Origin of the sequence: Bartonella sp. AC70YNML (assembly GCF_042196545.1) — a bacterium.
Taxonomy (GTDB): domain Bacteria; phylum Pseudomonadota; class Alphaproteobacteria; order Rhizobiales; family Rhizobiaceae; genus Bartonella.
In genome coordinates, this window is record NZ_JBHIQK010000001.1 from 256,800 (window position 1) to 271,510 (window position 14,711).

At 38.3% G+C, this 14,711-nt stretch carries 13 protein-coding genes; 5 read left to right on the forward strand and 8 right to left on the reverse strand.

The features are described from left to right. Window positions 1-69 precede the first annotated feature (69 nt). The gene (purF, locus tag ACFIMU_RS01210; RefSeq protein WP_375610159.1) at window positions 70-1,563 is read left to right on the forward strand and encodes an amidophosphoribosyltransferase; all 1,494 of its coding nucleotides are present in this window, start codon (window positions 70-72) and stop codon (window positions 1,561-1,563) included. A gap of 2 nt (window positions 1,564-1,565) precedes the next feature. Beyond that, window positions 1,566-2,315 (forward strand): SDR family NAD(P)-dependent oxidoreductase, encoded by a 750-nt coding sequence (locus tag ACFIMU_RS01215; protein WP_375606470.1) that lies wholly within the window; start codon window positions 1,566-1,568, stop codon window positions 2,313-2,315. 70 nt (window positions 2,316-2,385) lie between these two features. Here ACFIMU_RS01215 and pssA read toward each other — a convergent pair whose 3' ends face one another. From pssA to cysS, 5 genes are all read right to left on the reverse strand, one after another. Continuing rightward, the gene (pssA, locus tag ACFIMU_RS01220; RefSeq protein ID WP_375687356.1) at window positions 2,386-3,225 is read right to left on the reverse strand and encodes a CDP-diacylglycerol--serine O-phosphatidyltransferase; all 840 of its coding nucleotides are present in this window, start codon (window positions 3,223-3,225) and stop codon (window positions 2,386-2,388) included. An 8-nt stretch (window positions 3,226-3,233) separates the two neighbouring features. Beyond that, a complete protein-coding gene (locus ACFIMU_RS01225; protein WP_375610157.1) occupies window positions 3,234-3,932 on the reverse strand; it encodes a phosphatidylserine decarboxylase in 699 nt (232 codons plus the stop codon). 117 nt (window positions 3,933-4,049) lie between these two features. Further along, entirely contained in the window at window positions 4,050-5,933 is a 1,884-nt protein-coding gene (locus ACFIMU_RS01230; protein ID WP_375614967.1) for an ABCB family ABC transporter ATP-binding protein/permease, read from the reverse strand. Window positions 5,934-6,049: 116 nt separating this feature from the next. After that, window positions 6,050-6,721, reverse strand: coding sequence for a DUF421 domain-containing protein (locus ACFIMU_RS01235; protein ID WP_375606471.1), 672 nt, complete (start codon window positions 6,719-6,721; stop codon window positions 6,050-6,052). 40 nt (window positions 6,722-6,761) lie between these two features. Next, window positions 6,762-8,270, reverse strand: coding sequence for a cysteine--tRNA ligase (cysS, locus tag ACFIMU_RS01240; RefSeq protein WP_375609161.1), 1,509 nt, complete (start codon window positions 8,268-8,270; stop codon window positions 6,762-6,764). Between the two features lie 490 nt (window positions 8,271-8,760). Here cysS and ACFIMU_RS01245 point away from each other — a divergent pair, with 490 nt between their 5' ends. After that, window positions 8,761-9,129 carry a TIGR02301 family protein gene (locus ACFIMU_RS01245; RefSeq protein WP_375606299.1) on the forward strand — a complete coding sequence of 123 codons (369 nt, stop codon included), beginning with the start codon at window positions 8,761-8,763 and terminating at the stop codon, window positions 9,127-9,129. A 420-nt stretch (window positions 9,130-9,549) separates the two neighbouring features. On the opposite strand, the gene ACFIMU_RS01250 is transcribed toward ACFIMU_RS01245, so the two are convergent. Further along, on the reverse strand, window positions 9,550-10,878 hold the full coding sequence (locus ACFIMU_RS01250) for a dihydroorotase (RefSeq protein WP_375606300.1): 1,329 nt from the start codon (window positions 10,876-10,878) through the stop codon (window positions 9,550-9,552). A gap of 64 nt (window positions 10,879-10,942) precedes the next feature. Between ACFIMU_RS01250 and ACFIMU_RS01255 the strand changes: the two genes are divergently transcribed. Further along, the gene (locus ACFIMU_RS01255) at window positions 10,943-11,815 is read left to right on the forward strand and encodes a YgfZ/GcvT domain-containing protein (protein WP_375606301.1); all 873 of its coding nucleotides are present in this window, start codon (window positions 10,943-10,945) and stop codon (window positions 11,813-11,815) included. Next, window positions 11,808-12,425, forward strand: coding sequence for a YfbR-like 5'-deoxynucleotidase (locus tag ACFIMU_RS01260; protein WP_375606302.1), 618 nt, complete (start codon window positions 11,808-11,810; stop codon window positions 12,423-12,425). Before ACFIMU_RS01255 ends, ACFIMU_RS01260 begins: the two co-directional genes overlap by 8 nt. A gap of 591 nt (window positions 12,426-13,016) precedes the next feature. Here the strand turns inward: ACFIMU_RS01260 and panB are convergent. Further along, entirely contained in the window at window positions 13,017-13,832 is an 816-nt protein-coding gene (panB, locus tag ACFIMU_RS01265; RefSeq protein WP_375606303.1) for a 3-methyl-2-oxobutanoate hydroxymethyltransferase, read from the reverse strand. Beyond that, window positions 13,829-14,689 carry a pantoate--beta-alanine ligase gene (gene panC, locus ACFIMU_RS01270; RefSeq protein ID WP_375606304.1) on the reverse strand — a complete coding sequence of 287 codons (861 nt, stop codon included), beginning with the start codon at window positions 14,687-14,689 and terminating at the stop codon, window positions 13,829-13,831. Before panC ends, panB begins: the two co-directional genes overlap by 4 nt. Window positions 14,690-14,711: the final 22 nt, after the last annotated feature.

Below are 14,711 nucleotides of genomic sequence, written 5' to 3' on the forward strand. Positions count from 1 at the left end.
ATGAGGAAAGAAAACTAAATGATGTAAAATGTGATATTAATGATTCCTCCATATCACAACTGAAAGAATATGATGATAAAAAGCGATGTTTTCTGTCAAGAATTTTCATTAGATGATGATACCCTTCATGAAGAATGTGGAGTTTTTGGTATTCTTGGGCATGAAGATGCCGCAACATTAACAGCTCTTGGACTCCACGCACTTCAGCATCGTGGGCAAGAAGCAGCTGGGATTGTTTCTTACCATAATAAAATATTTCATCAAGAAAAGCATTTAGGTCTTGTTGGCGATCACTATACAAACCCTGCAACACTTGCGCGCTTACCAGGAAATCGTGCTATTGGACATACCCGTTATTCAACAACTGGAGAAGTGGCATTACGCAATGTTCAACCCCTTTTTGCTGAATTGAAAGTTGGAGGTATTGCTATTGCGCATAATGGTAATCTTACCAATGGTCTCACATTACGCCGTGAACTCATCGCTTCTGGTGCTATCTGTCAATCAACGTCAGATTCAGAAGTTTTTCTCCATCTTATCGCCCGCTCACGTTATGAATCGTCCTCTGATCGTTTTGTTGATGCGATTCGGCAAGTAGAAGGTGGGTATGCTATGTTAGCGCTCACACGTACAAAGCTTATTGCGGCACGCGATCCAACAGGAATTAGACCTCTCGTGATGGGGGAACTTGATGGTAAGCCTATCTTTTGTTCTGAAACTTGTGCTCTTGATATTATTGGAGCAAAATATGTCCGTGATGTTAAAAATGGAGAAATCATCATATGTGAAATACAAAAAAATGGGGAAATTACGAAAAAAATTATAAAACCAGAAAATACAAAACCAGAAAAACTTTGCTTGTTTGAATATGTTTATTTTGCCCGTCCGGACTCAATCGTTGGAGGACGTAGTGTTTATACAACACGCAAAAATATGGGAATCCGTTTAGCACAGGAAGCCCCTTGTGAGGGTGATGTTGTGGTTCCTGTTCCTGATGGAGGAACGCCTGCCGCAATTGGCTATGCACAAGAAATTGGAATTCCCTTCGAGCTTGGTATTATTCGTAATCACTATGTTGGCCGCACTTTTATCGAACCAACACAACAAATTCGCGCTTTTGGCGTCAAGTTAAAACATTCGGCAAACCGTCCTGTGATTGAAGGAAAACGTGTTATTCTGGTTGATGACTCTATTGTCCGTGGAACAACATCCCTTAAAATTGTACGAATGCTTCGCGATGCAGGAGCAAAAGAAGTTCATATGCGCATTTCTAGCCCTATGATTTTTTATCCTGACTTTTATGGTATTGATACACCTAAAGCTGAAAACCTTTTAGCAAATCAATATCCAGATTTAAAATCTATGTGTGATTTTATTGGAGCGGATTCATTAGAATTTCTTTCAACGGATGGATTATATCTTGCTGTAGCAGGGGAAAAACGGAATAACGCCGATCCACAATTTACTGACCATTATTTTACTGGATATTATCCTACGCATCTGGTTGATCAAGAAAATCTCTCCAAAATTCATCAATCATCTGTTCTAAAAACAAGAGATTAATGATGACAAAACGTGACTTTAGTCTCCATAGGCGTGTTGCACTTGTTACTGGCGCATCAAGAGGGATTGGCTATTATTTGGCACTCGAGCTTGCTGCACGCGGCGCTCATATTATTGCTCTTGCACGAACAGTCAGTGGACTTACTGAATTGGACAATCAAATCCGAAAAAAAGGGGCTCATGCAACCCTTGTTCCCCTTGACTTGCATCATATGGAAAACATCGATACCCTTGCTATCTCAATTGCCAAACGCTGGAAAAAACTTGATATTATCGTCGCAAACGCAGGAATTCTTGGAACACTCTCACCAATAGCACATATTGAAAACACAGTATTTGAAGATGTTTTTCAAATAAATCTTTTCAGCCAATGGCGCTTAATGAAAGCCGTTGAGCCTTTATTACGTGAATCTGACGCTGGACGAGCCATCCTGTTATCCTCAACCGTTGCGCATGCTGCGCGCCCTTTCTGGGGAGCTTATGCAGCCTCTAAAGCGGCTTTAGAGGTGATTGCCCGCTGTTGGGCAGAAGAACTCAAACAAACCCCTATTAAGATTAATTGTGTCAACCCTGGTGCCACACGCACTGCCATGCGCGCTGAAGCTATGCCCGGTGAAGATCCACAAACTCTCCCTTCACCACAAGAGATTGCAAAAAAGATAATCCATTTGTTATCACCTGATTTAAAAGAAACTGGAAAACTCTTTAATGTCCGTAAAAATCGGTTTGTAGATTATCATATACCTGATTGATCATCATATGAGAAGTAAATCTTTTGACTCTCTCTTTTTCCTGTGCTTCTCAATAGAAGAATGAGACACTTTATGATTCTTGGATAGCTTTAGTATCAGTCTTTTTCTCTTCTAAAGTAGCACGTTTATTATAAGCGATAAAACTACAGGGGAGAAAAATCATATAGCTAACCGCTGTAATCAATAAAGTTTTCCATGTGTAAGTCGCAAGAAAACCGACATAAATAACAATGACCAACATGCACGGTATAACGATATCGCGCCTTAAATTTTGATCAATTGTTTTTGCATTCCATACTGGTAAACGACTAATCAAAAGAAAAGCAATAATTACAGTATAAAGACTAAAAAATAATGCCCACCCCCAATTGGGAACCAAACCAAGAGTGCCTAAATAAGTAGGCAATAAAAGCAATAATGCTCCTGCTGGTGCTGGAACACCAACAAAATAACTTTTCTGCCACTTAGGTATATTGGGATTATCTAACATCACATTAAAACGTGCTAATCGCAAACAACAAGCAACACAATAAACAAGGGCAGCAACCCACCCAATATGATTCGCTTGATTCAAGATAAAAGAATAAACAATGAGTGCAGGGGTAACACCAAAATTTATAACATCAGCAAGAGAATCCATCTGTGCCCCAAAAGATGAACTACCATCTATTAAACGGGCAATGCGACCATCAGCACCATCTAAAACTGCGGCCAGAAGCACCATTAAAATAGCAGCTTCATAGCGATGTTCAAAAGCCAAACGAATGCTGCTCATCCCTGCACAAATTGCTAAAATAGTAATGATATTAGGAATGACATACCGCATTGATGTAGGTGAACGCCGCCGATTTGCAACATCATCATGCTGCCCCTCAGGATTGAATGAAGAAAATGGCGAAAAATTTTTCATTGTGAGTCCTAATCGTATCTGAAGTCCGTTGTGGCACTCTTATCATCAAAAGAACCCAAAACCGTTTCTCCAGCAATTGCTGTCTGTCCAACTGCAACACGTAATTTCATTTCAGTCGGTATATAAGTATCAAGGCGAGAACCAAAACGAATCAATCCAAATCGCTCACCAGTCATAACGGCATCGTTTTCTTTTGACCAGCAAACAATCCGGCGCGCAACCATTCCCGCTATTTGTACGACACCAATTTTACCATGTTTGCTATCAATTACCACCCCATTACGCTCATTAAACTGACTAGCTTTATCAAAGTCAGCATTGGTAAATCGACCTGGATGATAAACGATAGACTCTACTGTACCACTGATAGGAATACGATTAATATGGCATGAAAAAACATCCATAAAAATAGAAATACGGATCATTTCATCTTTCCCTAAACCTAATTCTTCAGGTGGAACACATGATTCCACACATGAAATACGCCCATCAGCAGGCGACATCACCCAATTTGAATTCAAAGGGATCACACGATCTGGATCACGGAAAAAGTATATACACCACACCGTGAGAACGAGACCAAACCAAAAAAACGGACTCCATATCCAACCAAGAATGAGCGAAATAACAAAAAACGCTACAATAAAAGGATAACCTTCTTTATGAACCGGTACAAAGCTATTATGGAAAGATTGCAGAATACTCATATAATTTCCTATTCATCGTAAACTTAAACAAGCAACAAAGCTTTTTGTTCCTCTTGTGTCTTTTTATGTATTTAATCAATCACTCCATATAAAGATATAGATTACATTTTGCTCTATTTATTTTTTACGATTAACAACACTCGTCTCATCTTCTTCACGCATTTTACGTAATTTTTCTTCAGCTTGCGATGCTTCAAGCTGCTTATTCCACATTGAAGCATAGAGACCTTTCTTGCGTAAAAGCTCTGTATGTGTCCCATTTTCAATAATACGACCACTTTTAAGAACCAAAATTTCATCAGCATTGATAACCGTAGAAAGACGGTGAGCAATAATCAATGTTGTACGTCCACGGCTTACAATATCCAATGCTTGTTGAATTTCCTGTTCTGTCGCCGTATCAAGAGCCGCTGTTGCTTCATCTAGAATAAGAAGTGGGGGGGCTTTTAAGAGTGTCCGTGCAATAGCCACACGTTGTTTTTCACCACCTGATAATTTGAGACCACGCTCTCCTACCATAGATTGAAAACCTTCTGGTAATATCTCAATAAATTTTGAGATCTGTGCCATTTCAGCAGCTTTGCGCATCTCTTCATCTGTAGCACTTGGACGCCCATAGCAAATATTATAGGCAATTGTATCATTAAATAACACCGTATCTTGTGGTACCATGCCTATCGCTTCGCGCAAACTTTTTTGTGTTACATCACGAATATCCTGCCCGTCAATTGTAATAGAGCCCGAATCAACATCATAAAACCGAAAAAGCAACCGAGAAATAGTTGATTTCCCTGCACCCGATGGACCAACAATAGCGACTGTTTTTCCTCCAGGGACTTCAAAATCAATATCTCGAAGAATCTGACGCGTCGAATCATAGGAAAACTTTACCTGATGAAAACGAATGGTTCCATCGCTTATCTCTAACGGTTTGGCGTCCGATTTATCAACAATCTCCTGTTGAACATCTAAAAGATCAAACATCGCTTCAATATCCGTTAAACCTTGCCGAACATCACGATAAATTGAACCAATAAAATTCAGTGGAATAGAAAGTTGCATTAAAAGTGCATTAATAAAAACAAAGTCTCCTAAAGTTTGTGTCTTATAATAAACTTCATAAGCTGACATCAGCATTATGATCGTCATTCCAATACCAAAGATAAGAGCCTGACCAAAATTAAGCCAGCTTAATGATGTCCAAATCTTTGTTGCGGCTTTTTCATAACATACCATAGAAGCATTGAAACGATCAGCTTCTAGAGTTTCATTGCTAAAATACTTGACCGTTTCAAAATTCAAGAGAGAATCAACAGCGCGCGTATTCGCCTCAGTATCCGCTGTATTCATTTGTTGCCGAATACGAATGCGCCAATCACTCGCCTTAATGGTAAACAAGGTATATAACCCAACCGTTACAACAACGATGAGAAGATAATACCACCCATAACTTATGTAAAATACAAGTGCTGTTAATATAAATTCTAAAACTGTCGGTATTGTATTGAGAATTGAAAATCTTACGATAGCTTCAATTCCTTTTGTACCACGCTCAATCACGCGAGAAAGCCCACCAGTTCGGCGTTCCAAATGAAATCGCAAAGATAATTCATGAATATGTACAAAGGTTTTATAAGCTAATTGACGAACAGCATATTGACCAACAGTGGCAAAAAGAGAATCGCGTAATTGATTTAATCCAGCCTGCATAATACGTGCAACATTGTACGCCAAAACGAGCATAATGGGAATAATCCAATTGGATGGAAACCATTCAGGTAACTGAAAGCTGGCATCAAGCACATTCGTAGAATATTTAAAGAAATACGGTACAGATATGAGAACGAACTTGGCCAAAACAAGATAAAATATTGCCCATAGCACACGCATTTTTAGATCACGCCGATCTACTGGCCACATATAAGGCCATAAATTGTAAAGTGTGCGCAGAGTTTTCCCCGTATCTGATGATACAGTTTTTGTTATTTCATTACGTTTCATAAAGCCCTTACTTCTCTATCATCCACACGAAAAAGGCAAAACACCCCCCTGTGGTTGTTTATAGGTTCATCTCTTCATTATGCTTCCAATAAGCTATACCTACTCGTTGTTTGAAGTTAGACTGTTTTTGAAAGAGGAACAAGAAATAATCCACTATATAATTTATTATTTGGGTCTGTATTCTCATACCACTCTGCTGCAAATAAATTTTCAACTTTTACATGCTTTTTTTTCAGTTCTGCATGAAGCCACTTTTTTGTTTTACCAATCTCTTTCAGCCCCTTATCAAGAATTTCGCCATTTTGTATTAAAATGATAGACTTCTTTCCTTCTTCCTTTTTAATAACAGAACAATCGCCATTGGTTTCTAAACGAACGAAAGCAGCTTCGTGTAAACTACAGCCTTTAATACGCAACATTGTAATCAGATCATTCACACTGATACCTAAGTTTTTAATCTTATCCACTTGAAATACTCCGTCTAAAACCAATGCAATATGACGTCCTGCAATGAGACGACGAAAAAAAACTGAATAGCGCATCAGAAAATTAAGAGTGGTGACCAAAGTCTGCCAAATAAATAAGACGATCAATAATTGAATACTGCTAACATCCGGACTATAAATAACGCCTCCAATGATACTTCCCATCACAAAATTACTTACCAAATCAACTGGCGTCATTTGACTAAGACTACCACGACCTGTGGTTCTTAAAATCAAGAGGAAAGCGATAAGGCCTACAACTAATTTTAGTGCGACATACCCATAATGATATAAAAATTCCATCATATTCTCCTTTTTCATGAGAGCTGCTGGAATAGAGACATTAGTGTCGCTTTATTTCCCACACGGTTATGCGCTTACCACTCTGCGGATCCTTACTATCTTTTAAAAGAACCCCCTCAGCTGCAAGCTCATCACGAATTATATCCGCAGCTTCCCACTCTTTATTATGGATAAGCTGTAGTCTTTCGGCAATGCGCTGATCAATAAATTTTGAATCAAGAAAAGTTTTTCTTGTAAATAATGGGCAGTCTATTTCTTTAATCCATTCTTTTCGTAACAGTCCTAATAAATTCATCCCATTAACAAGAGCCAAAGCATCTCCTTCTTTATAAAATTTTCGCAAAAGAGTCAGTGCTTTTGGAGTATTAAGATCATCACTAAGTGCATCTATCAAAGTATCATCAACTACTTCATTGTTTTTCATCTCACTCTTTTTGCTGCGAAGCAATTCATACCAACGATACAGTTCGCTGCTCGATTGTATTAAACGCTGTGCTGTCCAATTTAATGGTTCACGATAATGTGTTTGCAACATCGAAAAACGCGCAGACAAACCAGCCCAATTTTGCTTCATTTCATCGGATAAAATACCATTAAACTCCAAAAAATTATTCTCTAAAACAGAACGAATAGTTATGAAATTGCCAAAGCTTTTCGACATCTTTTTACCTTCAACTTGTAAAAAGCCGTTATGCATCCAAAAATTAGCCATTCGCTCCGTCCCAAAAGCTGAACAACTTTGTGCAATCTCATTTTCATGATGAGGAAAAATTAAATCAAGTCCACCACCATGGATATCAAAAATATTGGCGGTCGGATCATCACAAGTTAAACCACCACCATAGGGCGCTAATAACTTTGCCATTGACATTGCAGAACATTCAATATGCCAACCTGGACGACCTAAAACAGGAATTCCGCCCGGTGATTTCCAACCTGGTTCTCCTTCCTCAGAAGGCTTCCATAAAACAAAATCCATCTCTTCCCTTTTATAAGCAGCAACATCAATACGTGCCCCCGCCCTCATTTCATCTAAAGAACGATTTGCAAATGCCCCATAATGGGGAGGATTTTTTATACTACTTACAGAAAATAATATATGATTTTCCGCTTCATAAGCGTGCCCCTTTTCAAGCAACCTTTCAATTAAAGAGCGCATCTCCTCTAAATGCTCGGTTGCGCGCGGCTGACTGGTTGGCAATAGACAACCAAGTGCTATTGTATCTTGTTGAAACTGAGAATATGTACGTTCTGTTAATTGACGAATAGCGTCATTCAGTGACAAGTTTGGATATTCGCAAGCTGCTCGTGCATTAATTTTATCATCAACATCTGTAATATTACGTGCATATAGAACATGCTCATTGCCATAAACATGACGCAATAAACGAAATAAAATATCAAAAACAATGACAGGGCGTGCATTTCCTATATGTGCATAATCATAAACTGTCGGTCCACAAACATAAAGACGTACTCTTGTCGCATCTATTGGTGTAAAATTTTCTTTTTTACGTGTTAGCGTATTATAAAATCGCAACTCTTTCATCATTGGCTCCATGAACGATACCACGCACCGCTCTTTTTGAATGTATCTTACCTCAAATTATCGCATTATGCGGTTTAGGCTAGAACTTTTATCTTATAGTAAATTTTTCTTATCATTTTCCCATTGTATTCACGGCTGTATCCATCATTGATCGTAAAAACAATCTATTTTATTTGATTAGACAAAAACATTCTGTAGATAGAGATTTTTTCTCTCCTTGAAGAAAACGAGCTTTAAAAAATTCTATAGGCGTTACACTATAAATTTATGTGAAAAATAGATTGCAGGAAGCAAATCTTAAATTTTTCACTACAAAAAACTCCGTTAGTATTTTCAATATTTCATTATGGTTTCCTTACTGTCTCTTACGCCCTATATTTTATAAGTAAGTGAGAATAATGTAACAATTAACCCTATTTTTTGACATCGTTTTCATGACACAATTATTTTATTTGTACAGAGTTTTATTCCAAGGAAAACAATAACAATAATGCGTAATAGATTGATGAACATCATTATTTTAATATTCATTGTAAGTTCAATGCCAACCTTTGCGCAACAATCTCCACCTTATGAGAAAAAATTACTCCGACTAGCGGAAATTTTGGGATCTCTGCATTCTCTTCAAAATCTTTGCGAGACTCCAACAAACCAATGGTATGACTACATGAACGCATTGATTGAAGCAGAAAAGCCTATCCCACAAAGACGCGCTTATTTTTATGAAGCGTTTAATGAAGCATACCGTGCTTTCTCAGAAAATTATCATCATTGTACACAAGCAGCAATTGAAGCCAATCAAAGATACGTTGAGGAAGGAAGAACTTTATCCGAAAACCTCCTCATGCATTATAAATAATTAATCTATACAAAAAGTGTCTTCTTCAATTTCAGCAATATCAACCATGTTCTCTCACAAATGAGGGGAGCTGTAAATCTACTCTGAAAATAGAGAAGTTTTTGAAAAATAATTCCTCGACACGTTTTTATTCTTGTGAGCATCTTTCCCCTGAACAAAATCGTTCTTTGGCTTCCTGCCCACCCTCAGAGCTTGTTTATCAATAGGCTGGGTTCTTGTTGAACAGATTCTTCTTGGCTTCTCACCCATGTTATTACTTAAACTAAAAGTACTAAAGGCTTGACAAACAAGTCTTAAGAATATTCACCATACACTTAAAAAAATACTTATGTGCCAAGGGAGCTAGCACGCCTTATATCACCGCTCTAAAAGGCGATGTTTTATGGCATAATAAAATAAAACCTATAAAGTTTAATCTGTTTACACTAAAGTTTCTATAAATTTAACAGGCTCTCCTTGTGAAGAAGTAACAATTTCACCTTCCCACATCACACGCATACCACGGATAATGGTCCCAACAGGCCAACCTTTAACCTTTTTACCATCATAAGGTGTCCAACCGGCACGCGAACCAATTAAGCCATTCGTAATAATTTCTTCTCGCTTAAGATCAACAATTGTTAAATCAGCATCGTATCCAACAGCAAGGCGTCCTTTACAGCTTATACCAAAAATACGACTAGGGCCATGTGACGTGAGATCAACAAAACGCTCAAGAGATATCTTTCCTGCATTCACATGTGTCAACATAATTGCTGCTGTTGTTTGCACCCCTGTCATTCCTGAAGGTGAAGAAGGATAAGATTGAAGCTTTTCTTCCAAAGTATGAGGCGCATGATCTGAGCCTAAAACATCAATAATCCCCTGTTGAACACCGTACCAAAGAGCTTCACGGTGGCGCGGCTCACGAATAGGCGGATTCATCTGAATTAATGTACCAAATTGCTTATAATCATCAGCCGTGAGCGTCAAATGGTGTTGTGTCACTTCAATTGTTGCAACATCCTTATGTTTTTTTAGAAAATCAATTTCTTCTTCTGTCGAAAGATGTAACACATGAATCCGAGCCTTCGTCTCATGAGCAATTTTTACCAAACGCTGCGTACATTTTAATGCCGCAACTTCATCACGCCAAATCGGATGTGATGATGCATCCCCTTCAATACGCAGTATTTTACGCTCTTTGAGCCTCGCCTCATCTTCAGAATGAAAAGCCGCACGACGGCGTATATTCTTCAAAATAAGGCGTACACTTTCATCATCATCGACCAAAAGATCACCCGTAGAAGACCCCATAAAGACTTTAATTCCAGCTGCACCAGGAAGTCTTTCTAATTCAGACAATTCATGAGCATTTTCACGCGTTCCTCCAACCCAAAATGCAAAATCACAATGCATTCGATGAAATGCGCGTTTAACCTTATCGCTTAATGTAGCTTCTGATGTTGTCAATGGATTGGTATTAGGCATTTCAAAAACTGCTGTCACCCCCCCTAACACAGCAGAATACGAGCCACTTTCCAAATCCTCCTTATATTCATTACCTGGCTCGCGAAAATGTACTTGGCTATCAATAATTCCCGGTAAAATATGAAGCCCCGTACAATCAATCACCTCACCTGCCGATGCACATGTAAGGTCGCCAATTTCAGCAATACGGCCATTTGTAACACCAATATCACGCTTGCTTCTTCCATCATGATTCACAAGTGTTGCACCTTTAAAAATTGTATCAAATGTTTTAAACATAGCCACGCTCCTTACATATTCCTCTCTTATCGATTATGTAACTTTGAGCAGAAAGGCAAGAACCATGATTGAAAAACAAAATGCCATTTGCTTAAAAAATCGCGCAATTATTCAAATTACAGGCGAAGAAGCAACAGATTTTCTGCAATCCCTAATCACAACAGATGTAAAAAAAATCAACCCGCAAGAAATTTTCCCTGGAGCCCTCTTATCCCCTCAAGGAAAGGTTCTTGCTGATTTTCTTATTGGCAAAAAAGAAGATGGTTATTTGATTGATATTATCATGCCTTTAGCTGATATACTCTACAAGCGTCTGTTGCTTTATAAACTGCGTAAAAAAATAGAAATTACACAACCATTCCAAGAAGTTGTTACAGTTTCTTGGAAAAATGAATCAGATACTTTAAATTTTGATTCAAGTTTTGTTGATAAACGATTCCCAGAAAAAGAAAAAATAATACGAATCTATGGCAAAACATCTTTTTTGGCTTCAGAATATCATAACATGTGGAATCAATTGCGTATCCGTTATGCAATTGCAGAAAGTGGTCAAGATTATGAAGTTGGTAAAGTCTTTCCTCATGATATTAATTACGATCAAATAAATGGACTTGCATTCAACAAAGGGTGTTATATTGGACAAGAAGTTGTTTCACGAATGCACCACCGCCAAGCAGCACGTCGCCGTATTTTAATTGTAAAAGGCCAGCATGAATTGTCTCCTCAATCTAGCATTGAAGCAGGAACAAAAGTATTTGGATCCTTGGGAACATGTGTAGACAATGAAGCTCTTGCTTTACTGCGTATTGACCACGTAAAAGATGCTATGGATCATAACATCCCCTTTACTGTAAAAAACATTCCTATCACCATAAGTATTGCTGAAAATATGAATTTTACCTTTCCTGAAAATACTGTAGAAAATACGCATGGCTAAAGCTGAATTATTAAAAAATGGAGAAGCACGTGCTTGGCAAAGAATGCTTTCTGGAAGGCGACTTGATCTTCTCAACCCTTCTCCTTTTGATGTTGAAATTGAAGATATTGCCCATGGACTTGCTCGTGTAGCACGTTGGAACGGTCAAACACGAGGAGAACACGCCTATTCTGTTGCACAACACTCACTTTTGGTTGAACAAATATTTCAAAAACTTTTTCCACAATCGGGAAGCAATGAATGTCTTTATGCCCTTCTTCATGATGCTCCAGAATATGTCATCGGCGATATGATTTCCCCTTTTAAAGCTGTCATAGGAAAACAATATGAACGCGTTGAAAAGCGCATCCAAGATGCTATCCACATGCGCTTTTCTCTTCCCGTTGATCTTTCTCAAAAACTTTTAAAAAAAATTAAACAAGCCGACCGTATCGCTGCATATTATGAATCGATTACGCTTGCTGGATTTAATACAGAAGAAGCCCTTCGCTATTTTGGCTCTCCCAATAATATTTTACCCGATGATCTGAATTTATCCTCCTATTCTACCCAACACATTGAAAACGCATTTTTAACGCGCTTTAATGACTTGGATGTCCAAAGATTATAGCCCCTTCGCATTGTTGATTCCTTGTCATTACAGACTCATCACACTGACTTATAATAATAATTCATTGTTTTTTCATTTTGAATGAGAGCTCCTAATATCGTAAGCTTCACTCATTTCAAATCTGTTTATATTGGATCAATCAAAATCATTCTCTTGCACACCACAAGCGGGGCTGGCGTGTGAGTAAAATTTTTTAAAGAAAGAGTTAAAATGCTTCTTATGAACCATCTCAAGTGCTAAGCGCTGTCGCAGCATTGAAAATTGGAAAAGTGTGTGATGATACCGGCTTGCTCTCTTATGAAGCGTAAAGACGGAAGTGCTCTATAAATTTTATACATTTCATAAGGGAGTTACCACTATACTATTCACGAACGCCGTCGCGAAATAGGATTGGGTGCCTTAGAAAGCTTTCTTTAAAAAAACACCTGAATTAGCGACCCAATGGCGCTCTGTTTTGCATGAGGAACATGACTTCATTAAAGAAATGGAAAAAATCACAGTTCAAATTGCATACAAAATACATGAAATAATGACATTCATTATCAAAACAACAAATGTTCTCTTTTCAAACTGCTGATCTTAAACTGAAATTTATTTTAGTTTATAAACCTCATTATCCGCTGGAAAAGCACGGGAGGTAACATCCTCTGCATAATTCTTGATTGCAATTTCCATGGCTTGTTCAAGATTTCCATAACGACGAACAAATTTTGGCACATGGGCACCATAACCTAACATATCTTCCATAACCAATACTTGCCCATCACATTGATTGGACGCCCCTATACCAATCGTAGGGATAGAAAGTTTATCTGTCAGTTTCACCGCTAAAGGTTCAACCATTGCTTCTAAAACAACAGCAAAAGCACCTGCCTCTTCAATCGCTGCTCCATCTGCTTCAATTCTTTGCCAATCATTCTCCTTGCGTCCTTGTGTTTTAAAACCACCAAAACGATTCATTGCTTGGGGTGTAAGACCGATATGCCCCATCACTGGAATGCCACGTTTACACAAAAAATCTATTGTTTCGGCTATATAAACGCCACCTTCAAGCTTAACTGCACCACACCCCGTTTGTGCAAGAATGCGCGATGCATTTAAAAAAGCTTGCTCTGGACTTTCCTCATAAGACCCAAAAGGCATATCAATAACAACAAGAGCTTTTTGAGATCCACGCACCACGGCTTTCCCGTGTGAAATCATCATATCTAAATTAACAGGAAGCGTTGTCTCAAACCCATACACAACCATCCCAACGCTATCACCAACCAAAAGGATATCGCAATATGGATCAGCAATCCGCGCAGTATAAGCTTGATAAGCTGTTAAAGAAACAATTGGCTGTTGTCCCTTTCTTGCACGTATTTCGGAAGATGTCATACGCTTTACGGTTTTATGTACACTCATTTTCCACCCTTCTCTTGCAATATATATTGATCAATAAGTCTTACCTCACCAAAGCGGACAGTAAGGAGTAAAACCGCCGGTTTATTCAATGTTCCTTTGATCACGCATAAAGTTTCCATATCCCGTAAATCTATTGCTTCAATGATTGCACGCGTTTCTTGTTGTAAAATATCACGAACAGTTTTGCATAATTTATCAACCGACCGTTCACCTTCATGGTAAAGCTTTTCAGCAGCTTTTCCACTTTTAGGAATAATTTTGGCAGCTTTACGATCTTCTAATGTTAAAAACTGATTGCGTGAAGAGTGCGCAACTCCATCTGCTTCACGTAAAATAGGAACTCCAACAATCTCAATAGGAAAAGCCAAATCTTCAACCATACGCCGAATAATTAAAATTTGTTGAAAATCCTTTTCCCCAAAAAAAGCCTTATCTGGTTGGACAATGTTAAAAAGCTTAGCAACAACACTCGTTACACCACAAAAATGCCCTGGACGTAATTTTCCTATCAAAATACGTGATAATTTTTCCACCTTCACAATTGTCTCATTTCCCAGTGGCCACATTTCATCGACAGAAGGAGCAAAAACACATTCAACACCTGCTTCTTTTAACAAAGCACAATCGCCCTTCAAATCTCTTGGATATTGAGAAAAATCTTCATGAGGTCCAAATTGCTTTGGATTGACAAAAATAGAAACCACTACGCGATCACACATTGCTCTTGCATACTGTACTAATGCAAGATGACCATCATGCAATGCCCCCATTGTTGGAACAAAACCAATCGAAAAACCTAAACGTCGTTCCTCTGAAGTATATTGGCGAACCTCAGCAATTGTCTTTAAAATTCTCATTTTCCCATTCAATTATCATCAG